This window comes from Streptomyces sp. NBC_00328 (assembly GCF_036139655.1).
Lineage (GTDB): Bacteria > Actinomycetota > Actinomycetes > Streptomycetales > Streptomycetaceae > Streptomyces.
In genome coordinates, this window is record NZ_CP108013.1 from 4,953,239 (window position 1) to 4,976,752 (window position 23,514).

The window sequence follows — 23,514 nt, forward strand, 5'->3', positions numbered from 1 at the left end:
CGGCGCAGCGAACCCTCAGCCCCGGGACACCATCGTCTCGATCCCCGCGATCAACAGCTCCAGCGCGAACTCGAAGTCCCGCTCGCGCATCTCCGACACCGTGTCCCCGCCGCGTGCCTCCATGAGATCCTCCGCACCGGCGAAGTGCGCGGCGTACTGCGGCTCTTCGCTGATCGTGCTCATGGCCTGCCGGAAGTACTCGTCCTGCGACATCCCCGCCGAGACGCACCGCTGCACGAAGTGGCCCTCGATCGTCCCGAACCCGTACACGAACTGGAACACCGCCGACATCGCCCCCGTCTGCCCGTGCGCCGGCATCCCGGTGTTCCGGATCACCTGCTGCACACGCGCCGAGAACGCCATCGAGCACGGCCCGATGTTCAGGAAGTTGCCGATCAGCGTCGACACCCACGGATGGCGCACGAGCAGCGCCCGGTACCCCACCGCCAGCGACCGCAGCTGATCACGCCAGCCTTCCTCCGACTCGGCGTCCGGCAGCTCCAGTTCACCGGACACGGCGTCGAGCGCGAGCTCCAGCAGATCGTCCTTGGTGTCGACGTACCAGTACACGGACATCGCGGTGACGTTCAGCTCGGCCGCGAGCCGTCGCATGGAGAACTTGGCCAGACCTTCCGCGTCCAGCAACCGCACCGTGGCCGCGGTGATCCGCTCCCGGTCGAGCCCGGACGGCTGGCCACCGCCCCGGGCAGCCCCGCCGCGGGGAGCCCTGCCCTCCAGCCAGACGCTGGTCCGCGCCGGCCGCTTCGCCCTGTCGGCTGCCCTCACCATGGCGCTCCTTCCCCGGAACTCGAACCACGGAGCGGGCCGGAACTCCCCGGTCCACCCTCCTCGACGATGCTAAGCGGGCACTTCGGGGGCAGGCCCCGCACTCCGTCCGAAACCCGGCCGGACCTCACACGGTGACCGCGACCGCGGAGTCCGCCCTCTCCGCCCTCCTCAGCAACGCAGCCGCCAGGAGTCCGTCGAGCAGCACCGCGACGGCTCCCACGAGTTGGCTGGTCTCCGGCCCCGACGAGAACGCGTCGACGATCCGCTCCCGACGAAAGAGCGGTGGTCCGGAGCGCACTCGCTCCGGACCACCGCTCCCCGCACACCGGGCCCTGCACTGACCGGTCATACCCTCCCGTCAGCTGCCGCTGGTCGGCTGGCCGGATCCGCCGGTCAGCTCCCGCCGGCCGGCTGGGTCAGGTCGTAGAAGGTGGCCGAACCCGCCGTCACCTTCTTGAAGTTGGCCGTGACCCACGAGCTGATCTGGGAGGAGGTGGAGGCGGTGCCGGAGTTTCCGCCCCCGCCCATGCCCCCGCCCATGCCGCCGCCCGAGATGAAGTAGTGGATCTTGCCGTCCGTCACGTACTTCTTGAACTGGGCCAGCGTCGGGGACGGGTCGGTGCCGTTGAAGCCGCCGATCGCCATCACCGGCTTTCCGGTGCCCAGTTGGTAGCTCGCGGAGTTCTGGGAACCGATCGCGGCGGCCGCCCAGGTGTAGTCCCCCGCGTTCTTCGACAGCAGTGCCTTGGCCGCGGAGCTGACGGACGCGCCGTTCAGCAGACCCCCGGCATCGCCGCCACCGCCGCCACCGCCGGGCATACCGCCCTCACCCGTACCGCCGCCGGGCATGCCGCCCTGCTGGTTCTGGCCCTGGCCGTTGCCGTTGCCCTGCTGGTTCTGGCCGGGGAATCCGCCGGTGCCGCCCGTGGGGGGCTGACCCGTACCACCGCCGGGCACGCCCTGCTGCCCGTTCGGCATGCCGCCGTTGCCGTTCCGCTGGTTCTGGCCGCCGCCCGGGAACCCGCCCCGCATGCCACCGCCTCCACCGGGACCGCCGCCCATGCCCGCCCCGGCCGGACCGGCCGTCACGATGGAACCGGTGTGCCCGGTGTTCACCGTGGAGAGCGTGTACGCCGTCGGGCCCGCGACCGCCGCCACGAAGCCCAGCCCGGCGGCCGCGAGGGCGAGCTGCCTGCCCAGCCGGGCCACGAAGACCAGCCCGAGCGCGCCGGTCAGACCGCCGACAAGGACCAGCCACTTGAGCCACGGCAGATAGTCGGAGGTGCGGTTGAGAAGGACGTAGCCCCAGGCAGCGGCCGCGGCGACCGAACCGGCGAGGGTGAGCGCCGCCCACACCTTGCCCCGCTCCTCCCACAGCGCCGTCGCGCCCATGCCGACCACGGCGGCGATGTAGGGGGCCAGCGCCACCGTGTAGTACTGGTGGAAGATGCCGGCCATGTAGCTGAAGACCAGCGCGGTCATCAGCAGCGCGCCGCCCCAGGCGAGGAAGGAGGCACGGGCCAGGTCGGTCCGCTTCGCCTTCCGGGTGAGGACGAGGCCGGCCACCAGCAGGATCAGGGCCGCCGGGAGCAGCCAGGAGATCTGGCCGCCGATCTCGGAGTTGAACATCCGGTCCCAGCCGGTCTCGCCCCACATCCCGGTGCCACCGCCGCCACCGCCACCGCCGACACTGCCGGTCTCGTCGCCGTTGATACGGCCGAGGCCGTTGTAGCCGAAGGTCAGTTCCAGGAAGGAGTTGTTCTGCGAGCCGCCGATGTACGGGCGGGAGGACGCGGGCCACAGCTCGACGATCGCGACCCACCAGCCGCCGGCGACCACCATCGCGGCCGTCGAGAGGCCCAGCTGCGCGAACCGCTTCCGGACCGTCACCGGCGCGCAGACCGCGTACAGCACGGCAAGCGGCGGCAGGATCAGGAAGGCCTGGAGCGTCTTGGCGAGGAAGGCGAGGCCGACCGCGACGCCGGCCCAGACCAGCCACTTCGTCCGGCCGTCCTCCAGGCCGCGGATCACGCAGTAGACCGTGACGGTCATGAGCAGCGCGAGCATCGCGTCCGGGTTGTTGAACCGGAACATCAGCGCGGCGACCGGGGTGAGCGCGAACACCGCGCCGGCGATCAGACCCGCCGCGGCGCTGAACCGGCGCCGTACGGCCGCGTACAGGACGCCGACCGTGGCCACGCCCATCAGGACCTCCGGAACGAGGATCGCCCAGGAGCTGAGACCGAAGATCCGTACCGACAGGGCCATCGGCCACAGGGAGGCCGGGGGCTTGTCGACGGTGATGGCGTTGGCCGAGTCGAGCGAGCCGAAGAACAAGGCCTTCCAGCTCTGGCTTCCGGCCTGCACGGCCGCGGAGTAGAAGGAGTTGGCGTACCCGGAGGCGCTCAGGTCGTACAGGTAGAGCACCGCGGTGGCGAGCAGCAGACCGAGGAGGGCGGGGCGCACCCAGCGCGGGTCCTCGGGACGGCCTCTCCAGACGCGACGGAGGAAGGGCTGCCGGGGCTCACCGGCTCCAGGAGCGCCCGCGGGCGGGACCTGCTGCGGGGGCGGTGCCGAGGCGGGCGGCCCCCAGGCGTGACCGGAGGTGCCGACACCGCCGCCGGTGTTCGTCTCGGTGCTCGTACCGGCACTGGTAGCGGTACCGGCGCTCATGTCGGGCTGTGTCGTCATCGCGCTTTCCTCGGGTCGTGATCGTGCGGGCGCACGGCCTGCAACTGCATGGTCGAATCCCGCCAGGAGCGGTCCGCGGCCTCGTCGGCGCGGCACGGGGCGGTGTCGTACGGGGCGGTGTCGTACGGGGACGGGGGAGCCGTCGGACGCTGGGGCAGCGGCGGATACGCGTTCCCGCCCTGCCGTACGGCCGTCGAGTGGAGCGGCTGGAGCGGCGGGACCGGCTGGTGCGAGGCCACCACCGGGGACGGGGACGGTGTCCCGCCCCGCCGGTCGGGGAAGACCCAGGCGCGGAAGAGCAGGAAGCGCAGCACGGTCGCCGCGAGGTTGGCGGCGATGAGCACCGCCAGTTCGGTGGAGTGCGCGGGGTCGCTCGTCGCGGCCGCGAGGGCGGCGAGGGAGCCGCTGGTCAGGGCGAGCCCGATACCGAAGACGACCAGGCCCTGCGCCTGGTGCCGGACGGCGCCGCCCCGGCCCCGTACGCCGAAGGTGAGCCGCCGGTTGGCCGCCGTGTTGGCGACCGCCGACACGAGCAGCGCGAGCGCGTTGGCGACCTGCGCGCCGGAGAAGGAGCGGAAGACGCTGTAGAGCAGCAGGTAGAACAGGGTGGACAGGCCGCCCACGACGCAGAAGCCGACGAGCTGGCGGGCCAGGCCCTTGGGGACGTCGGTCAGTTCGCGGTCGCGCGGGTCGTCCCCGAAGGGCCGGACGAGCCGGTCGAGCGACAGCGAGCCGGTGGCGAGAGCGCGTCCCACCCGCCATACGCCCTTCAGGTCGTCCGTCGCGGTCTTCACGATGTGGACGGTCGAGTCCGGGTCGTCGACCCAGTCGACGGGGACCTCGTGGATGCGCAGCCCGGCCCGCTCGGCCAGGACCAGCATCTCGGTGTCGAAGAACCAGCCGGTGTCCTCGATGAGCGGCAGCAGCACCTGGGCGACATCACGGCGGATCGCCTTGAAGCCGCACTGCGCGTCCGAGAAGCGGGCCTGGAGCGAGCCGCGCAGGATCAGGTTGTAGGCGCGGCTGATGAACTCCCGCTTGGCGCCCCGCACCACACGTGAGGAGCGGGACAGCCGCGAGCCGATCGCGAGGTCCGAGTGGCCGGAGATGAGCGGGGCCACCAGCGGCAGGAGCGCGTTCAGATCGGTGGACAGGTCCACGTCCATGTACGCGAGGACCGGCGCGTCGGACGCCGACCAGACGGTCCGCAGCGCCCGGCCGCGGCCCTTCTGCTCCAGCCGGCAGGAGGTGACCTCCGGAAGCTGTGCCGCCAGCCGGGCCGCCACCAGCGGGGTGCTGTCCGTGGACGCGTTGTCCGCCACCGTGATGCGGAACGCGTACGGGAACGTGCGCTTGAGGTGGTCGTGCAGTCTGATCACGCATGGCTGGAGGTCCTTCTCCTCGTTGTAGACGGGGATCACGACGTCCAGGACAGGCGTACCCGCGTCTGTGGCCGGGAGGTGCTCCCGCGCCGGCAGGTTGCCGGGAGAAGGTTCGGTTCGCATGGGAACGACCTTCGTCAAGCCCGCTGTTGCACCCATGTGCTGGCGCTGTGCTGTACCTGTGAGTGCTGTTGCCAGGATGTTTCGAGGGCGAGCGCGGGCAGGTGCAGGGTGAACACGGTCCTGCCGGGCACGCTGTCCACGGTCACGGCGCCCCCGTGCGCGGCCGCGACGGCCTGCACGATGGCGAGCCCCAGACCGGTCGATCCGGAGGCGCGCGAGCGCGACGAGTCGCCTCGCGCGAACCGCTCGAAGACGCGCGGCAGCAGATCGGGCGGAATGCCGGGGCCGTCGTCCTGGACGTCCACGCACAGCCACGGCCCGTGCCGGTGCACCCGCGCGGTGACGGTCGTCCCCGGTGGGGTGTGCGTGCGGGCGTTGGCGAAGAGATTGACCATGACCTGCTGGAGGCGCGCGGCGTCCGCCGACACCAGCGCGGGCTCCTCGGGCAGTTCGAGCCGCCAGTTGTGGCCGCGCCCGGCGGCCCGCGCGTCGCTCACGGCGTCGATCACCAGGGGTACGAGGTCGGTCTGCTCGTGCTGCAGCGGCCGCCCGGCGTCGAGCCGCGCGAGCAGCAGCAGATCCTCCACGAGCAGCGTCATCCGGCCGGCCTCGGACTCGATCCGTCCGAGCGCGTGCCGGGTGTCGGGCCCGGTCTCCTCCCGGCCGCGTCTGGTCAGCTCGGCGTATCCGCGGATGGAGGCCAGCGGGGTGCGCAGCTCATGACTGGCGTCCGCGACGAACTGCCGTACGCGCATCTCGCTCTGCTGGCGCGCGTGCAGCGCGCCGTGGATGTGGTCGAGCATGCGGTTGAGCGCCGCTCCGACCTGCCCGACCTCGGTGTGCGGATCGGACTCGGACTCCGGCACCCGCTCGTAGAGCGTGACCTCGCCGGTGTGCAGGGGGAGTTCGGAGACACGGGTGGCGGTCGCGGCGACCTTGCGCAGGGGGCGCAGGGCCAGGCCGACGATCACGCTGCCCGCGATGCCGGCGGCGACGAGTCCGGCGCCGGTGATGCTCGCCTCGACGAGGATCAGGGTGTTGATGGTGTTCGTGACGGACTCGGTGGGCATGGCGACGTAGTAGTTGCCGTGAGCACCGGTCACATACATGACGTAGTACTCGCCCAGGCTCGGAATGTCCGTGGTGTGCGGGTCCCTGTCCTTGGAGACGGAGGCGAGCGCGGCCTTCTGCGCGTCGTTGAGCGCGACGGGCTTCATCCGCTGGAAGCCGACGGTGCTGCTGGACTGCTCCGCGGCGACGACCGCCTCGTCGACTCCCCCGTCGGTGCCGAGTTCGGCCGCTATGGTCTTCGTCTGCGTCCCGCCCATGGTGACGAAGTTCTTGAGCCTGTCCTCGCCGGAGGCACCGAGGGCGGAAGCCGGCAGCCCGTCGCCGTTCGGCTTGCCGGGAGTCTGGCTTCCGTCGCCCGGATTCGCGCCCCGCACGTCTCCGGGAGGACCCGAGAGCCGCCGGCCCGCGTCGGTGACCTGCGTTTCCAACTGCTTGTACAGATGCTGGTCCAGCGCGATGGTCGTGACCGTGCCGATCATGGCGCAGACCACGGCGATGAGCGCGACCGCCGAGACGACGAGCCGCGTCCGCAGGGTGCGCGGCTGTCGTGCTCGCCTCTTCTGCGCTCGCGTCCGTCGTCGTCCGCTCATGACGTGGCGGGCTTGATCAGGTATCCGGCCCCACGCCGGGTGTGGATCATCGGCTCGCGCCCGGCGTCGATCTTCCGCCGCAGATACGAGATGTAGAGCTCGACCACATTGGCCTGGCCGCCGAAGTCGTACGACCACACACGGTCGAGGATCTGCGCCTTGCTCAGCACCCGGCGCGGGTTGCGCATCAGGAAGCGCAGCAGCTCGAACTCGGTCGCGGTGAGGTGGATGTTGTCCCCGCCGCGCGACACCTCGTGGCTGTCCTCGTCCAGGGCGAGGTCCCCGACGACGAGCACGGATTCGGACCGCCGGTCGGCCGCGCCCGAACGCCGGATGAGACCGCGCAGCCGGGCCACGACCTCCTCCAGGCTGAACGGCTTGGTGACATAGTCGTCGCCGCCGGCGGTGAGCCCCGCGATGCGGTCCTCGACCGCGTCCTTCGCGGTCAGGAACAGCACCGGGACATCGGGCTGCTCCCGGCGGAGTCGGCCGAGCACCGTCAGGCCGTCCATGTCGGGCAGCATCATGTCGAGCACCACGGCGTCGGGCCGGAACTCGCGCGCGGTCTGCACCGCGCCCGTCCCGTCACCCGCGCTGCGGATCTGCCACCCTTCGTAGCGAAGGGCCATGGACAGCAGCTCGGTGATCGACAGCTCGTCGTCCACCACAAGCACTCGGACGGGGCTCCCGTCCGGCCTCAGCAGTTCGGTGCGCCCCTGGGGCGAGGTCGTGGTCATAGCGGACACCTTGGTGGGCCCCGCTGAGAGCATCCTTTCGGCAACCTGTGATTTTCCTGAGAAACACACAGGTGCCTCTCAGGAAACTCCTGGGTGGGCCCTGCCGGGGTCGGCCGGCAGATCCCGTCGGCGTCAGCCGGTGGGCCCCCTCGGCGTCAGCGGAGGCCGAAGAGACGGGCACCGTTCCCGTGGCAGACCGCTCGCAGCCAGTCGTCCCCCAGGCCGAGCCGTTCCAGCGCGTGCAGCTGATGGACGTACGGGTACGGGATGTTCGGGAAGTCCGTGCCGAGGAGCACCCGGTCCCCGAGGTCCGCGAGCCGGGGCAGGAGACCTGTCGGGAACGGCGCGAGCCGCTCGCTGAAGTCGGTGAACGCCATGGTCGTGTCGAGCCGTACCTCGTCGTGGCGCTCGGCGAGGCCGAGGAAGTCCTCGTACTCGGGCATCCCCATGTGCGCGAAGACGAACCGCAGCTGGGGGTGCCGGCGAAGGACGGCGGCGGCCGGCGCCGGGCCCGTGTACTTGCCGGGGGAGGGCCCCGATCCGCAGTGGATCACCACGGGGACTCCCGCTTCGGCGAGCAACCCCCAGGCCGGGTCGAGGAGTTCGTCCGCCGGGTCGTACGCCCCCACCTGCACGTGCGCCTTGAAGACGCGCGTGCCCGCCTCCACCGCCTCGCGCACGTACCGCTCGACGCCCGGTTCGGGGAAGAGCGTCGAGGTGTGCAGACAGTCCGGGGTCCGGCGGGCGAAGCCGACGGCCCAGGAGTTGAGCCACTCGGCCATGCCGGCCTTGTGCGGGTAGAGCATCGCCGTGAAGGCGCGCACCCCGAACTCCCGGATCAGCGCCAGCCGTTCGTCCTCGTCCGCGCGGTAGGCGATCGGCCACTCGATGCCGCCGGTGAGCTCGCCGAGTCCGTCGAAGTAGTCCCACACCTTGCGCAGCACCCGCTCGGGCATGAAGTGCGTGTGGACGTCGACGAGTCCGGGAAGCCCGAGCCCCTCCCAGAAGTCCCGCACTTCGCGTGCCTCGTCCCGCACGTCCTCGGTCTCCTCGCCGGGCGTGCTCTCCCGGTCAGTCATCGGCACGCTCGAATCCGTGGCTCCGTTCGACCTTGGCGATGTGCAGGGTGTAGCGCTCGTACCAGTCGGCCCGGCCGCGCCGCTGTGCCACCCGGTGCTCGGCGTGCGCGCCCCACTCCTTGATGGCTTCCTCGTCCCGGAAGTACCCGACGGTGATGGCCAGTCCGCCCGGTGAGCGCGCGAAATCCATCCCCAGATAGCCCGGGATCTGCTGGACCAGCTCCTCCATGCGCTCGGCGGCCTCTCCGTACCCGGCGTCCTCCTCCTTCCGTACGGAGGTGAACACGGCGACGTAGTAGGGAGGCTCATGGGCTGCGACAGGAACGGGAAGGTGATCACTCATGTCCGACACCCTCCTTGCGGGCGTCCCCCGCCGTCCAGCGTCTTTCCGAACGGGAGCCGAAAGGGATCGAAGTCTTGACCATTCCGCCCGCCGGCCCGCCCTGACTCCGGCTGTCAGCCCGCCCCGTCTCCGTCCGTCGGCCCGCCCCGTCATCACCGAAGCGCCGCACACCCCCTTCTCCCCCTTCTCCCCTTTCTCCACCTCACCCCTCCCCTGTCCCTGTCCCCTCAGAAGAGGCCGTCCTGAACACCGGTGTCCGTCGCGGGCAGCTCCCGTACGGGAAAGGTGATTCCCGAGTCCTGGTCCACGTCCGTGCTGCCGACGCCGGTCAGGTCCCAGCCCGTCATCAGCCGGGTGTCGAGGACGACGACTCCGCGCCCGGTGAGGAGATGGAGATCGGGACCCGCCGCGGCGCACAGCTCTCCGCCGGCCGAGCCCCCCGCGGCCAGTTCGCGCACGACCCCCCGCGCGGGCGGAAGCCCGGCGAGTCCGAACAGGTCCGTGTGGTCCACGGGCTCGAAGGCGGCGCGCCGGAGCGACTCCGGCCAGCCGTCGAGATCCCCGGCACGCCCGTGCAGCTCCCGGATCTCGGCGACGCGCTCCCCGGCCCCCGGCAGAGCCGCCCGCACCGCCCGCTTGTCGGCGTACGGAATCCGGTCCGGCACCCCGAGCGCGGCCCGCAGCAGTTCCTCGGCCCGGCGGGCGGCCATCAGCGGCCCTTGCCCCAGCCAGCTGAAGGTGACGGCGCCCTGCTCCAGAAGGCGGGTGGAACCCCGCTCGACCCGCGTGATCCCCACCTTGACCAGGCCGGGCCCGAACCACGCGAGATACACGCGGTACGGCCGGGGGTCATCGGCCAGCGTGTCGGCGGCCACCGAGTGCGCCCGGTCCAGCCGCGCGCACTCCTCGCACCGCGCCCCCGTACCGCGCGGCGACACGGCGACCCGCACGGGACACGCGTTCCCCCGCGCCCCCACGCAGGTCCGCACACCCCCGTCCACGACGCCGAACGCGATCCGCCGCCCCGGGACCAGCGGGCTCGCGCGCCCCCCGCCCCACACCAGCACGGGCCCGTCCCCCGACCACCGCAACCCCGAACACGTCCACACCCGCCGCACACAACGACAGTAGAGCCCCCCACTGACAAACACCCTGACCAGTGGGGGATCACTCACGGGACGAACGGTCCTGCGGCAGCCGTGCGCTACTTGACCGGGCTGATGCTGACGATGCGGTGGTTGGGGGTCATCACGACCGACAGCTTGACGGTGCCTCCCATGCCCCAGCTCAGGGTGACGAGGGCCTCGGTGGAGTCGCCCTTGCTCTTCTCGGTCACCGTCCACCGGGCGGGGATGCTCTGGGCGCGCAGGACGCCGTCCGCGTGGTTCGTGCGCTCCCAGGCCGCCAGCTTCTTGCTGAGCGCGGAGTCCAGGTAGTGGGCGCGCAGGTCGTTCATGAGCTTGGAATTGGGGTCGGAGCCGTTCTGGGCGTCGATGTAGGCGCCGTAGAAGTCGGCGATGCTGGTGAGCGCGTCGTCGGCCTTGCCGCTCACGGTCCGCTGCTTGGCGGCGGCAGCCAGCGGAGCGCGGTGCGGCGCGTCGGTCTGGGAGGCGTGCGCCGAGACGCCGAGCCCGAGGCCCAGGGCGAGGCCGGCGGTGACGGCCGCGATACGGCGGAGGCTGCGGCGTCCGGAAGTGTTCCCGTGCATGGTGTGTCCCTCGGTTCCGAGTCGGTGTACGTCGTCGCACGGGACCGCCGGACGCCCCGTCGAGGGTGCGTTCGGCCATGGGTGTCCCCGTGGACGAGCGGGTGGTCTGGATGCCGCTCCCCTGAACACGCCGGCCGGTGGGGCCGTACCGCTGGGGGCGACACCAAGAGCATCGGCGGCCCTGGGGGACCGCGGCAATCACTGCCGTCCGGTCCGCAACAGTGGAACCATCCCAGGGCAGTTGACGTGCAGAGATATGGACCCCTTGGGATGCTGTTCCGGGACGGGACGGACCGATACGAGCGGAGGTGGGCACGGGCCATGGCCGCGGCCGACGACGACGTGACGAGGTTCGCGGACCGGCTGGCACGCCTCAAGGCCCGCACGGACCGCAGCTACGCGGCTCTCGCCCGGCGCCTGGGCATGAACGCCTCGACGCTGCACCGCTATTGCGCGGGCGAGGCGGTGCCGCTGGACTTCGCCGTGGTGGAGCGGTTCGCCGCGCTGTGCGGTGCCTCGTCCCAGGAGCGCGTGGAGTTGCACCGGCTGTGGATCCTGGCGGTCGCGCAGCGGCGCCGGCCCCGCCCGCGTGAGACGCCCGGGACCGGGCCGAGCGCCCTGGAAGGCGGCGCGGAGGGATCGGACGGCGGCGCACAAGACGGCTCCGACGGCGCCGCAGACGGGAACGACGGAACTCCGGAGCGGGGTAACACACCCGTACCCCCCGCGTCCCCCACCGGGCCCGATCCCCTCACGACACCCACGCCGGATGCGCCGAACGCACCCGACGCACCGCCCGCGGCGGACGCCGTTCCCACACCGGACGTCGTGCCCGTGACCGCGGCCGAGCGGTCCTCCCGCGCCTGGTACCGGCGGCGTCCGGCCGTCGTGTTCCTCCTGACCGCCGCGGGGCTCTTGGCATTTGCGGCGTTGCCGGGCCTTCCGGGGTACCCGGAAGGCCCGGCCCAGGGTTCCCCCGGCAAAACCTCACCGCGCGGCGGTCCGGCGGCACCCACCGGCACTTCGGCACAGCCGTCCACCCCGGCCGTCCCCTTCACCTGGACCGTGAACTCCCATGTCTGGGACGGGGACTGCGGCCACGACTACGTCATCGGCAAACCCCCGGACCAGGTCCCCCCGCCACCGGCCGCCGAGGACGCCGAGGTGTGGGCGAACGCCCAGGACGCGGTGCACGGCAGGGAGACGATCGTGCGGGTGTCGGTGCAGGGGCGCAGCTCGGCGGCCGTCGTCCTGGAGACCCTGCACGTCCGGGTCGTACGCCGCACCGCGCCCCCGGGCGACGGAGCCTTCGTCTACGACACGGCCCTGGGCTGCGGCGGGGGCATCACGCCCCGGTCCTTCGCGGTGAACCTCGACGCGCACACCCCCGTCCCCCGGGCCGTGTCCGGGGAAAGAGGGGACGAGACCCTGCCGGCGAGGCGCCTCCCGTACCGGGTCTCCGTGGAGGACCCGGAGGTGCTGCTGGTCAAGGCACGGACCGAGCACTGCGCGTGCGACTGGTACCTCGACCTCGACTGGTCCTCGCAGGGCCGCACCGGCACCATCCGGATCGACGACCACGGCCGCCCCTTCCGCACCGCGGGAATCGCCGGGCTCCCGCACTACTCGTACGCCGAATCGCCCCGGCACTGGGCCCAGGCGCCCACACACGACTGATCCCGAACCCGTTCTTCTCCGGCCCTCCCCCGGACACCGACCGCCCCGACCGAACCGCTCACGGTTCCCGAGGGGTTGATCTCACCCACGCACGCCAAAGGCCCCACCGGTTCAACCGGCGGGGCCTTTGAGCCGTGTGCACTCGGCAGGATTCGAACCTGCAACCTTCTGATCCGTAGCTCTATATAGACCGGTCAGGGACGTTCATTTAGGCCGCGCTTCGGGTCTACAAGGATGCCGCGGGACGGGACCGGTTGCTGTGGTTGCCGTACGCCCCGCGTCGCGTCCGAGGGTCAGTTGGCGCCAAGGTGAGCGGCGAAGTCCGCCCACTCTTTTTCGTTTTCCTTTGAGCAGGTCGACGTATCGGCGGGACCGAACGCGGCAGGGACGGCTGCGGCCGCCGAACACGTGGAAGCGAAGGCAGCGTGGCCACCGGAGAAGCTGTCGAGGTCGGCTCCATCGTCGGCCAGGGCGGTGCCGGCGCCACCCAGCAGGATGCCAGCAGCCAGGACGGATGCGGTCAGGGCGGAGCGCATACGCATGTCTTCTCCTTAGAGATTTCCGGATGACTTGCTGGAAAAGGTGCGAGTCGGCCGGTTAAACGTCACGCGAAGATGCCGAGAAACGGCGTTTCACCCCAATGTCAGGCAGATCCTGCACCGCGAGACCAAGACCGAGGACTCCGACGACTTCCCGCCGCTGCCCGCGCTCTGCCTCAAGGCGCTGCGGATGCGTCATGCCCAGCAGACCGGCGACCGGAAAGCTGCCGGGGAGCTCTGGCAGGACAGCCACGGCCTGATCTTCACCACGAAGTACGGAACCCCGATCGAGCCGGGCAACCTGACCCGCATGTTCGCGCTGCGTGCTCGCCGCGCCGGCCTCCGGATGATCCCTCTGCGGAACACCCGGCACACGTGCAGTTCGCTCCTGGTCGCCCTCCGTCGACGCGCGGAAGGAAGACCCCGGGGACTACCCCAGGGTCTTCTCCTCTAGTTCGATGAGGCGGAAACAGTCAACGCGTAGTCCACGCCGATGGAGAAGTCGCCCGACCGTCCACGGATCTTCAGCGAATGCGCTCCGGGAGCCAGGGAGGGCAGCTGCGCCCAAAGGCCGCACCCTGTAGTCGTGAAGCGCCCTCCCTGCTGGGTGACCGGGTTGCCTTGAGTGCCTTCCACCGTGATCGAGTCACCTGCATAGGTATCCGGTTCCACCGGCTTGCCGTCGAGCACCACAGTCCCTTGCGCGCCTTCCATGAAGGCCGCACAGTCCTGGTCGTCTCCGACAAGATTGATGACAGGCACTGCGATCGGACGACCGTTGGGCACCTCGCACGCTCGCTTGACCTGGCCGCCGAAGGTGCCGGCCAGGAACCACACGTCCTCTGGTTGATTGCGGCCGCACGCGCTCCCGTCCGTGTCAGCGACAGGGTTGCTCGCCTCGGGTTCTGTGGCTGCCCATGTCCACCACCGGCCCTGCAGTTCTGCGGAAGGGAGACTCGCCTTCTCCGCCGCCGGGGTAGTGGTCACCGACGCCGGTCCTACCGTGTTGTCCGAGCCTCCGGCCGGCTGTGTCCCACACCCGGCCAGGGCCGCCAGCACTACAGCGGTCAGTCCCGCTGTCCCAACTCTGAACCTCATTTGGCCCCTCCCGACCGTACGCCCCCGTCGCCTCGGCCCTACAGCCAGCGCGACATGAGCGGACACCCTACCTACGGGGTGGGACTCCTCTGCTTCAAGCCCGTTGCTGTACTCCGCTGCTGTACGGCTCAACGCAAGAGGCCCCCGGATCATCTCCGGGGGCCTCTTGCCTGTGTGCACTCGGCAGGATTCGAACCTGCAACCTTCTGATCCGTAGTCAGATGCTCTATCCGTTAAGCTACGAGTGCTTGTTCTGTTTTTGTTCTTGTCTTCGCTCCCCGGGCTTTTGCCCCGCTCGCGGCGACAGGAAGAACATTACATGACTGCCGCCGCCATGTGAAATCCGTTTGCCTCACCCCTTGTGAGCTGGGCAAACGCGCTTCTGGGCGCTAGTGGGCGTCCCGGACGCCGGCGCGTTCGGCGGCCCTCGTGGACCCCTGGAACGCCGAAACCCCGGTCCAGTGGACCGGGGTTTCGGATCTTCGCGCGGAGGCGGAGGGATTTGAACCCTCGATGGGATGTAAGTCCCAAACCGCATTAGCAGTGCGGCGCCATAGACCGGACTAGGCGACGCCTCCCGCACAACCCCTCACGCGAGCGCGAGTGGTGCGTGCAGATGATGACACAGTCGAGGACCTCGTCACCAATCGCCCCCCACGGTACTAGGGAGATACGCCGCACTGCAAAGCCCCCACGAGCACGCAACCGGGTGGGTCTCCTCGCGTTAGGCAGGACATGTTGCGCCGACTGCTCCTCACCGCCGCCGTGTCAGCCACCGCCGTGCTCTCCTGGGCGCCCGGCGCCACCGCCGGCACCCCCTCCGACGCCCCTGGGGTGTCCCCCGTACCCGTGGCGTCCCCCGCCGGGCCCGCCACCCTCTTCAGCGGCGGACCGTCGTCGCTGTTCCCCGGCGGGGTCCCGGAGACGGCCCGGGCCGTCTCCGCGTACGGCCTCGCCCTGCCGGCCCTCATGCCCCCGCCGGCCCGTCCGGACGACTCCGCCGACCGGCTGACGGTGACCGTCGACGGCGTGGGCGGCGGCGCCGACGGGACGTTCGAGCTGGAGTGCCACCCCGCCGGCGGCACCCTTCCGCACGCGGCGGAGGCCTGCGACCGGCTGGACCGGATGACCACCTGGGGCAAGGACACCTTCGCCCCGGTGCCGCCGGACGCCCTGTGCACGATGGTCTACGGGGGTCCGGCCACCGCTCATGTCACGGGAACCTGGGCGGGGCGCCCCGTCGACGCGCGCTACGACCGCTCGAACGGGTGCGAGATCTCGCGCTGGAACGCCCTCGTGCCCGTCCTGCCCGGCGCCCGCGCATAGTGCGGAGGAGACGAGGACACGGCGAAGTCACAGTGATCTCACGGTGCTCTCACGGTTCCGTACGGTGAAATGCGTGGTCACAGGTTCTACGCCGCTTCTGCGTCTCATATGTGTGCGACCTCCCTCTCATCCGGCATCGCGAGCGCAACCTCTGCCCGTAGACTCCCTCGCGTGACACGCTGCGGGCCGGTTGGCAAGATGGCATCCGCGGTCGGCAAGGTGCGGTAACAGGGAGGAAGCGTCTCGTGAGCAGCAGGCCATCCCGAGGCGCTGCTCGCCTCGCAGCCATACTGGACGCGCTGCCCGATGCGCTGGTCCTGGTCAACGCCAACGGGACCGTCGTCAACGCCAATACGATCGCCCTGGAGGCCTTCGAGACCCCGGGCACCGCTCTGGTGGGCCGCGGGCTGCTCGATCTGCTTCCCGAGTTCGACTCCCGGCTGATCCCCGGCTCCATGCGGCGCCCCGACTCGACCGACGAGCGCGGGCGCACCAAGCCGACCCGGATGACCGCGCGGCGGACCGACGGCTCGGAGTTCCCGGTCGAGGTCACCAGCGCGAATCTGGAGAGCGGCCAGCAGGCCTACGACAACTACGGCCCCACCCCCGACGAGCTGCTGATGCTCGTCGTACGCGATCTTTCGGGCACCGTCGACACCGAGGCCGAGCTCGCGCGTTCGCAGCGCCAGACCGAGATGATCCTGCGCGCGGCGGCCGAGGGTGTCGTCGGGACGGACACCGAGGGGCGGGTCGTTCTCGTCAACCCCGCCGCCGCCCAGATCCTCGGATACCGGGCCAGCGACCTCGGCGGCAAGGACCTGCACGAACTGATCCTGCACTCGCGGGCGGACGGCGAGGCCTTCCCCTTCGAGGAGTCACCGCTCGCCGACACGCTGCGCTCCGGGCGCAAGCACCGGGTGCGCGGGCAGGTGCTGTGGTCGAAGTCCGGGGACAAGGTCCCGGTCGACCTGACGACCTCTCCGGTGCGCGACGGGGACCAGCTCGTCGGTGCCGTCATGACCTTCACCGACCGGCGCCCGTACGACACCCTGGTCGAGGAGAAGGAAACCGCCGCCACCCGGCACGCCGAGGAGCTGGAACAGCTCGTCGAGGAGCACACCGCCGAGCTGGCGAAGCTGCGCGAGCGGCACACCGCCGAACTCACCGAGCTGACCGAGGGGCACGAGGAGGAACTCGCCGCCGGCGAAGAGCGGTACGCGTCGCTCGGCGAGCGGGAGAAGGACCGCTACGAGGCACTGGCCGCCCGGCACGAGCAGCTGCTCGCCGTCCTCGGCCACTCCCTGCGCGGCCCCCTCGACCAACTGCGCGGCGAACTCGCCAAGCTCGCCGCCGACGACGCGGGGCAGCTGTGGCCGGAGGCCAACCAGGTGCTCCACCACCTCGCGGCCGGCTACTCGCGGATCACGACGCTCGTCGACAACGTCCTCGGCTACCAGCGGCTGGACGCGGGCATCGAGACGATCTTCCGTACGAACGTGATGCTGGACGCCGTGGTCGCGGCGGGTGTCGAGGGTGCCGTCGATCTGATCGGGCCCGGACGCGTGCAGTTCGCCGTGCACGCGCCGCCCATCGAGGCCGAGGTCGACCCGCAGCGTCTCGCGCGCGCCCTCGCCCACCTCGTCGCGGACGTCGCGGGCGTCGACGCGACCGGCAACGCGCCGGTGTCGGCGGGCGGTTACATGGACAACACGGTCGTCGTGGCGGCGGCGCAGCGCGGCGAAGTCGTCCGTATCGAGGTACGCGGGCCGTACGCCGGGGGAGACCCGGTGCACGAGCCGATCGTGCGCGGGATCGTGCGCGCGCACGGCGGTGTGCTCCAGACGCACGAGGTGCCCGGCATGAGCGGCAGCGCCTACGTCCTGGAGGTGCCCATCGGCGGCGGGGCGGGCGCGGTCCCGCCCGGCACCGGTGTGGCGGTCGGCGCCGAGATCGCCCTTCCCGAGCAGGCCCCGCAGCAGAGCGGTGGCCGGCGGCGGGCCCGGCGTGCCTCCACGGACGCCTTCCTGGAGAGCGAGGAGTCGGGGGAGACCGGACCGCAGGCCGTCGAGGCGGCCGGCGCGACCGCTCCCACCGGACGCCGTCGCCGCCGTGCGGCGGAGGAGCAGGCGGCCGGCGAGCTGGCCGTTCCCGGGCAGGAGCAGCCGGGCGACGGCACCGAGGACACCTCCGGCGGCACCGGACGACGCCGCGGCCGGCCCAGCTCCGTCGAGGGCACGGACGGCCCGGCCGAGGGCACGCCCGCCGGGGTGTCCGAGGGCGCGGTCGTGATGGCGGGCGAGCACGGCTCGGGCACCGCGGCCGTGGGATCCGGGCTGGGCGGGACGGTGCCTCCGCAAGGGGTGCCGGTACCGGTGCCCTCCGGACGGCGCGCGCGCCGGGACGGTGAGCAGAACGCGCTGCCGGCGGCACCCGTCGCGACGGCTCCGGACGGCGGTCCCGACGACGACGGCACCGTCGACGAGGCGGGCCGGCCGACCGGGCGGCGCCGCCGTGCGCTGGCCGCGGCGGCCGAGCGCGCCGCCGCGCAGGAGACGGGCGCCCGTGCGGTGTTCGCGCTGCCGCCGGCGGAGGCGGACCGTTCGCCGGAGTACGTCCGGGCCGAGGCCCAGGCGCAGGCCGCGCAGGTTCAGGCCGCCGAGGCCCAGGCCGCCCAGGTCCAGGCGGAGCGGGCGCAGGTGGCCCAGGCCGCACAGGACCAGGTGCAGGCCCAGGTCGCGCTGGCCCAGCAGCCCGACGGCCGCCACGACGCGATGCGGCACGACCCCGACGACGATCACACCCCGCCGCAGCCGCACCCGGTCTCCGCCCCGACGGGCCGCCGCCGTGCCCGTCAGGTCGCGGAACCGGCTCCCGAGGCGGCGCCCGGGGCACCCGCGCAGGCGGTCCCGGCGCAGGGGCTTCCCGGACAGCCGGTGCCCGCGCTCGGGCAGGCGGTCCCGGCACAGGGACTTCCCGCTCAGGGCGTCCCGGTCCCCGCCACCGCCGGGCGGCCGGTTCCCCCCGGCCTGCCCGCCGTCGCCGCGCAGCCGGGTTCCGCCCCTGCGGCCGCGATGCCGGCGCCCGCTCCGGTGGCCCAGCCCTGGCCCGACGCGAACAACACCACCGGTGCCGGTGCGCAGCCCGCGCTCCCGGCGGCGGCCCCCGCCCCGCTCCCCCCGGAGCGCCCGGCCGCGCGGGTCGCCCAGCCGCTGCCCGCCGAAGCGACGCCCGCGTCCGCCCCGGCCGACCCCAACTCGACGCAGGGCCGTGCCATAAGCGTGCGCACGCTCGGCCAGGGCGTTCCGTTCGCCCGTCAGGTCGCGGCGGCCCAGCCGGGCGGCGGCGTCCAGGCCCCGACTCCCCCGCACGGGACGAACAGCGGGGGCCGCCGCCGCAAGCTCGGTACGCCGCCCGAGCCCGCCGCCGAACGCCCGGAGACAGCCGCGCGCGCTCTTCCGCAGGCCGGACCCCGGCGGCCCGGCACCACCGAGGGCGCCGGACGGTCCTACGCCATAGGAGCGCCGGACGAGAACGCCGCCGAGGGCCCCGAGCCGCTCGACGGTCCCGGCGGCGCCGTCGAGGTCGCCGACCAGCCGCAGCCGCGCCCCGTGGACGACGAACTGCCCCCGGAGCCGCTCGACAACCCGCGGCGGCTGCTCGTGTGGCCGGCGCCCGACGCCGGCACCCAGCAGGCGCTGACCGACCGCGGCTACCGGCCGGTCATCGTGAACTCGCGCGAGGAGGTCGACGCGCAGATCGCCGCGTTCCCCGCCGCGCTGTTCGTCGACCCGCTGACCGGCCCGATCACCCGCACGGCGCTCCAGTCGCTGCGCCAGGCCGCCGTCGCGGCCGAGGTGCCCGTCCTGGTGACGGCCGGACTCGGACAGGCGACGCGCGAGGCGGCGTACGGCGCCGACCCCGCCGTACTCCTGAAGGCGCTGGCGCCGCGCGATTCCGAGCAGCACCCGCCGCGGGTCCTGCTCATCGAGGAGCACGCGGAGATCGCGCTCGCGCTGACGGCGACGCTGGAGCGGCGCGGGATGCAGGTCGCGCGCGCCTCGACGGACGAGGACGCGGTCACCCTGGCCGCGCAGATGCGGCCGAACCTCGTGGTGATGGACCTGATGCAGGTACGGCGCCGACAGGCCGGAATCGTCGACTGGCTGCGTGCGAACGGGCAGTTGAACCGCACGCCGCTCGTCGTCTACACCGCCGCCGTCGACGCGTCCGAGCTGCCGCGGCTGGCCGCGGGGGAGTCGGTGCTGTTCCTCGCCGAGCGCTCGACGAGCGACGAGGTCCAGGACCGGATCGTCGACCTCCTGGCCCGCATCGGTACCAACTAGTGCCGTACGACCGCGCCGTAGGGCCCCGCGCCGTACGACCGTGAAACACGCGCAGGCCGGGCGGGGAGTCCCAGGACTCCCCGCCCGGCCTGTGTGTTCAGGTCAGGTCATCCGGGTCAGAGCTTGGTCACGTCCAGGCTGCCCTCGGCGTACCTCTTGCGGATCACCTTCTTGTCGAACTTGCCGACGCTCGTCTTCGGGACGGCCTCGACGATCGACCAGCGCTCGGGGAGCTGCCACCTGGCGATCTTGCCCTCGTCGGCGAGGAAGGCACGCAGCGTCTCGAAGTCGGCGGCGGAACCCTCCCTCAGGACGACGGTGGCCAGCGGCCGCTCGCCCCACTTCTCGTCGGGGACGGCCACGACCGCGGCCTCGGTCACGTCCGGGTGGGACATGAGGGCGTTCTCCAGGTCGACCGAGGAGATCCACTCGCCGCCCGACTTGATGACGTCCTTGGCGCGGTCGGTGAGGGTCAGGAAGCCGTCGGCGCTGATCGTGCCGACGTCACCGGTCTTGAGCCAGCCGTCCTCGCTGAACTTGTCGGCGGGGCGCAGCGGTTCCGCGCCGTCGCCGCCGTAGTAGGCACCGGCGATCCACGGACCGCGGACCTCCAGCTCGCCGGCGGACTCGCCGTCCCACGGGAGCCGTTCGCCGCCGGGGCCGGTGAGGCGGGCCTCGACGCCCGCCGGGAAACGGCCCTGGGTGAGGCGGTACGCGAACTCCTCGTCCGTGCCCTCGGCGTGGGCCGGCGGGCGGGCGATGGTGCCGAGGGGCGAGGTCTCGGTCATGCCCCAGGCGTGGCAGACACGCATGCCCAGATCGTCGAAGGCGGTCATGAGCGAGGGCGGGCAGGCCGAGCCGCCGATCGTCACCTGCGTGAGGGAGGAGACGTCCCGGGGCTTGGCGGTCAGCTCGGCGAGCAGGCCCTGCCAGATGGTCGGGACGGCGGCGGCGTGCGTCGGCCGCTCGCTCTCGATCATCTCGGCGAGCGGCGCGGGCTGGAGGAAGCGGTCCGGCATCAGCATGTTGATGCCGGACATGAAGGTCGCGTGCGGCAGACCCCAGGCGTTGACGTGGAACTGGGGGACCACGACGAGGGTGGTGTCGTGGTCGGTGAGCCCCATCGACTGGGCCATGTTCACCTGCATGGAGTGCAGGTAGATCGAACGGTGGGAGTACACGACTCCCTTGGGGTCCCCGGTGGTTCCGGAGGTGTAACACATGGCCGCGGCCTGCCGCTCGTCGATCTCCGGCCAGTCGTAGGCCGTCGGCTTCCCGGCGAGCAGCTCCTCGTACTCGTGCACCCGCGCGCTCGCCCCGTCGAGCAGGGAACGGTCACCGGGACCCGAGACCACCACGTGCTGGACCGTCGGCAGATGGGGGAGGAGCGGCGCGAGCAGCGGGAGCAGCGAACCGTTGGCGATGACCACGCGGTCGGCGGCGTGGTTGACGATGAAGACGAGCTGCTCGGCCGGGAGGCGGAGGTTCAGGGTGTGCAGCACGGCGCCCATGGAGGGGATCGCGTAGTACGCCTCGACGTGCTCGGCGTTGTTCCACATCAGGGTCGCGACGCGCTCGTCGCCCGTCACCCCGAGGTCGTCGCGCAGGGCGTGGGCGAGCTGGTTCGCGCGCCGGCCGGCCTCACGGAAGCTGCGGCGGTGCGGTTCGCCCTCGCCCGTCCAGGTCGTGATCTGCGACTCTCCGTGCACCAGAGCCCCGTGCTCCAGAATGCGGGTCACAGTCAGCGGTACGTCCTGCATCGTGCTCAGCACGGCGTCCTCCCGGGGGCGACATTGCCTACGCGGTAGTAATGGGTTGCGCTGATTCTGCGCACATACCGCGTGGTATGTCACTAGGCCCAGGAATGATCGATCAGCGCAGGGCCCGCTCGGACACCGGACGGGGGCCTTCCTGGCGAACGGGGATCAGCTCGGGGTCCTCGCGCAGTTTGCCCAGGGCACGGGAGACCGCCGACTTGACCGTGCCGACGGAGACCCCGAGGACCTCCGCCGTCTGGGCCTCGCTCAGGTCCTCGTAGTAGCGCAGCACCACCATCGCCCGCTGCCGCGCCGGCAGCTTGGTGATCGCCCGCCACATCGCGTCGTGCAGCGCCTGCTGCTCGGCGGGGTCGGGGGCGGGGAGCCCCTCCGGCTCCGGCAGCTCCTCGCAGGCGAACTCGTCGACCTTGCGCTTGCGCCACTGCGACGTCCGCGTGTTCAGCAGGGCGCGCCGCACATATCCGTCCAGGGCCCGGTGGTCCTCGATCCGGTCCCAGGCGACGTACGTCTTCGTCAGGGCCGTCTGCAGCAGGTCCTCCGCGTCGCTCGGGTTCGCGGTGAGCGCCCGGGCGGTACGCAGCAGCACCGGCTGCCGCGCCTTCACGTACGACGAGAACGACGGGTACGAAAGGGTCCGTGCCGCCCTGGTGGCGGCGTTCGAGGCGCTCGTGCAGACGAGTGTGGTCATGCCTCCACGCTAGGTTCGCGCCCTCGTCCGGCGGATCGGCCGCAGGTCCCGGAGCCATGTCCGCCTCAGGTTGTAGAACCGGGGCCGGCCTCACCTCCTGAAGGTGGACAAGCGGGTCACCCCCTCTGAGGGTTCGCCCCTGAGAGACGGCCGCCCGTCGCGCTTCCCGTCCGGTGGTGGGTCGGGACCGTGCCGGTGCATCAGCCCGTCGCCGTCGGGTGAGGCGTGAGCGTCGGTGGCGACGGGCATCGATGTACCGGCACGGCCCCTCCCGCGCGTCGCCGGGTGCGGGTGATTCGTGGTGGCGGCGGTCTCAGCCGTCGGCGCCGAGGATCAGGCCCGACGTCGGAACCCCGGTCCCCGCGGTCACCAGCACCCGGCCGGCGCCCGGTATCTGGTTCACGGACGTGCCCCGCAGCTGCCGTACGCCCTCCGCTATCCCGTTCATCCCGTGCAGATACGCCTCCCCGAGCTGGCCCCCGTGCGTGTTCAGGGGCAGCCTCTCCTCGGCGACGAAGTCCACGGCCTCACCCGGCTCGCAGAAGCCGAACTCCTCCAGCTGCATCAGCACGAACGGCGTGAAGTGGTCGTACAGGATTCCCACGTCGATGTCCGCCGGACCCATGCCCGCCGTCCGCCACAGCTGACGGGCCACCACGCCCATCTCCGGAAGCCCGGTCAGGTCGTCCCGGTAGAAGCTGGTCATCTGCTCCTGCGCCCGGCCCGCGCCCTGGGCGGCGGCCGTGATCACCGCCGGGGACCGCGGCAGATCGCGGGCCCGTTCCACGGAGGTGACCACCAGCGCCTGGCCCCCGTCGGTCTCCTGGCAGCAGTCCAGCAGCCGCAGCGGCTCCACGATCCAGCGCGAGGCCGCGTGCTCGGCGAGTGTGATCGGTCTGCCGTGGAAGTACGCGGCCGGGTTCGTCGCCGCGTACTTCCGGTCCACCACCGCGACATGGCCGAACGCCTCGGGGGTCAGCCCGTACGTGTGCAGATACCGCTGGGCCGCCATCGCCACCCAGGAGGCCGGGGTGAGCAGCCCGAACGGCAGGGCCCAGCCCAGCGCCGCGCCCTCCGCCGACGGCTCCCGCCGCTGCACGCCCGAACCGAACCTGCGGCCCGACCGCTCGTTGAACGCCCGGTAGCAGACCACGACCTCGGCCACGCCGGTGGCGACCGCGAGCGCCGCCTGCTGGACGGTCGCGCAGGCCGCCCCGCCGCCGTAGTGGACGCGCGAGAAGAAGGACAGCTCCCCGATCCCGGCCGCCTGCGCGACGGTGATCTCCGGGCTGGTGTCCATCGTGAACGTCACCATCCCGTCCACGTCCCCCGGCGTCAGCCCCGCGTCGTCGAGCGCGGCGCGCACCGCGTCCACCGCCAGCCGCAGCTCACTGCGCCCCGAGTCCTTGGAGAACTCGGTGGCCCCGATGCCGACGATCGCCGCCCGCCCGCCGAGGCCGTCCCGCTTGCGCACGCTCATTCGGCACCGCCCGCGGACGGCGCCTCGGCGGGATCGGGAACGGCGGACGCCGGGGCGGCCAGGGGCTCCTCA

Annotated in this window: 18 protein-coding genes, 2 tRNA genes and 1 pseudogene; 4 read left to right on the forward strand and 17 right to left on the reverse strand. The window is 71.9% G+C overall.

All coding sequences use genetic code 11. The annotated features are described in order from the left end of the window. Window positions 1–15 precede the first annotated feature (15 nt). The 10 genes from OG485_RS21655 to OG485_RS21700 form a co-directional block, all read right to left on the reverse strand. Entirely contained in the window at window positions 16–789 is a 774-nt protein-coding gene (locus OG485_RS21655) for a TetR/AcrR family transcriptional regulator (protein WP_328670091.1), read from the reverse strand. Window positions 790–913: 124 nt separating this feature from the next. Next, window positions 914–1,087, reverse strand: a complete 174-nt coding sequence (locus tag OG485_RS21660; protein ID WP_328674864.1) for a hypothetical protein — start codon at window positions 1,085–1,087, stop codon at window positions 914–916. Window positions 1,088–1,182: 95 nt separating this feature from the next. Next, complete coding sequence (locus OG485_RS21665) at window positions 1,183–3,480, reverse strand: glycosyltransferase family 39 protein (protein ID WP_328670093.1); 2,298 nt, start codon at window positions 3,478–3,480, stop codon at window positions 1,183–1,185. Beyond that, on the reverse strand, window positions 3,477–4,985 hold the full coding sequence (locus OG485_RS21670; RefSeq protein ID WP_328670094.1) for a glycosyltransferase: 1,509 nt from the start codon (window positions 4,983–4,985) through the stop codon (window positions 3,477–3,479). The genes OG485_RS21665 and OG485_RS21670 overlap by 4 nt, the downstream gene beginning before the upstream one ends. Window positions 4,986–4,999: 14 nt before the next feature. Continuing rightward, on the reverse strand, window positions 5,000–6,646 hold the full coding sequence (locus OG485_RS21675; protein WP_328670095.1) for a sensor histidine kinase: 1,647 nt from the start codon (window positions 6,644–6,646) through the stop codon (window positions 5,000–5,002). After that, entirely contained in the window at window positions 6,643–7,383 is a 741-nt protein-coding gene (locus tag OG485_RS21680) for a response regulator transcription factor (protein WP_326786852.1), read from the reverse strand. The genes OG485_RS21675 and OG485_RS21680 overlap by 4 nt, the downstream gene beginning before the upstream one ends. A 155-nt stretch (window positions 7,384–7,538) precedes the next feature. Then, complete coding sequence (locus tag OG485_RS21685) at window positions 7,539–8,462, reverse strand: amidohydrolase family protein (RefSeq protein WP_328674584.1); 924 nt, start codon at window positions 8,460–8,462, stop codon at window positions 7,539–7,541. Then, window positions 8,455–8,805, reverse strand: coding sequence for an antibiotic biosynthesis monooxygenase family protein (locus tag OG485_RS21690; RefSeq protein WP_328670097.1), 351 nt, complete (start codon window positions 8,803–8,805; stop codon window positions 8,455–8,457). Before OG485_RS21690 ends, OG485_RS21685 begins: the two co-directional genes overlap by 8 nt. A gap of 227 nt (window positions 8,806–9,032) precedes the next feature. After that, window positions 9,033–9,923: a DUF2797 domain-containing protein gene (locus OG485_RS21695; protein WP_328670099.1), complete on the reverse strand. Its 891-nt coding sequence runs from the start codon at window positions 9,921–9,923 to the stop codon at window positions 9,033–9,035. 86 nt (window positions 9,924–10,009) lie between these two features. Beyond that, window positions 10,010–10,513, reverse strand: a complete 504-nt coding sequence (locus OG485_RS21700; protein WP_328670102.1) for a hypothetical protein — start codon at window positions 10,511–10,513, stop codon at window positions 10,010–10,012. 321 nt (window positions 10,514–10,834) lie between these two features. Here OG485_RS21700 and OG485_RS21705 point away from each other — a divergent pair, with 321 nt between their 5' ends. Then, window positions 10,835–12,190: a helix-turn-helix domain-containing protein gene (locus OG485_RS21705; protein ID WP_328670104.1), complete on the forward strand. Its 1,356-nt coding sequence runs from the start codon at window positions 10,835–10,837 to the stop codon at window positions 12,188–12,190. A 293-nt stretch (window positions 12,191–12,483) separates the two neighbouring features. Here the strand turns inward: OG485_RS21705 and OG485_RS21710 are convergent, their stop codons facing one another. Then, window positions 12,484–12,732, reverse strand: coding sequence for a hypothetical protein (locus tag OG485_RS21710; RefSeq protein ID WP_328670105.1), 249 nt, complete (start codon window positions 12,730–12,732; stop codon window positions 12,484–12,486). A 103-nt stretch (window positions 12,733–12,835) separates the two neighbouring features. Here OG485_RS21710 and OG485_RS21715 point away from each other — a divergent pair. After that, window positions 12,836–13,132 (forward strand): annotated as a pseudogene (locus tag OG485_RS21715) (site-specific integrase); the annotation flags it as partial. Between the two features lie 47 nt (window positions 13,133–13,179). On the opposite strand, the gene OG485_RS21720 reads toward OG485_RS21715, so the two are convergent. The 3 genes from OG485_RS21720 to OG485_RS21730 form a co-directional block, all read right to left on the reverse strand. Then, window positions 13,180–13,716, reverse strand: a complete 537-nt coding sequence (locus OG485_RS21720; protein ID WP_328670107.1) for a signal protein — start codon at window positions 13,714–13,716, stop codon at window positions 13,180–13,182. Window positions 13,717–14,002: 286 nt separating this feature from the next. Then, a tRNA-Arg gene (locus OG485_RS21725) sits at window positions 14,003–14,075 on the reverse strand. A gap of 239 nt (window positions 14,076–14,314) precedes the next feature. Next, window positions 14,315–14,405 (reverse strand) — tRNA-Ser (locus OG485_RS21730). A gap of 157 nt (window positions 14,406–14,562) precedes the next feature. On the opposite strand from OG485_RS21730, the gene OG485_RS21735 reads away from it, so the two are divergent. Further along, on the forward strand, window positions 14,563–15,153 hold the full coding sequence (locus OG485_RS21735) for an SSI family serine proteinase inhibitor (RefSeq protein WP_328670109.1): 591 nt from the start codon (window positions 14,563–14,565) through the stop codon (window positions 15,151–15,153). A gap of 245 nt (window positions 15,154–15,398) precedes the next feature. After that, window positions 15,399–19,496 (forward strand): hybrid sensor histidine kinase/response regulator, encoded by a 4,098-nt coding sequence (locus OG485_RS21740; protein WP_328670111.1) that lies wholly within the window; start codon window positions 15,399–15,401, stop codon window positions 19,494–19,496. 116 nt (window positions 19,497–19,612) lie between these two features. Here OG485_RS21740 and OG485_RS21745 read toward each other — a convergent pair whose 3' ends face one another. From OG485_RS21745 to OG485_RS21755, 3 genes are all read right to left on the reverse strand, one after another. Beyond that, on the reverse strand, window positions 19,613–21,256 hold the full coding sequence (locus tag OG485_RS21745; protein WP_328674585.1) for a long-chain fatty acid--CoA ligase: 1,644 nt from the start codon (window positions 21,254–21,256) through the stop codon (window positions 19,613–19,615). Between the two features lie 112 nt (window positions 21,257–21,368). Further along, window positions 21,369–21,962: a SigE family RNA polymerase sigma factor gene (locus OG485_RS21750; protein WP_328670113.1), complete on the reverse strand. Its 594-nt coding sequence runs from the start codon at window positions 21,960–21,962 to the stop codon at window positions 21,369–21,371. A 313-nt stretch (window positions 21,963–22,275) separates the two neighbouring features. Next, window positions 22,276–23,442 carry a lipid-transfer protein gene (locus OG485_RS21755; RefSeq protein WP_328670115.1) on the reverse strand — a complete coding sequence of 389 codons (1,167 nt, stop codon included), beginning with the start codon at window positions 23,440–23,442 and terminating at the stop codon, window positions 22,276–22,278. Window positions 23,443–23,514: the final 72 nt, after the last annotated feature.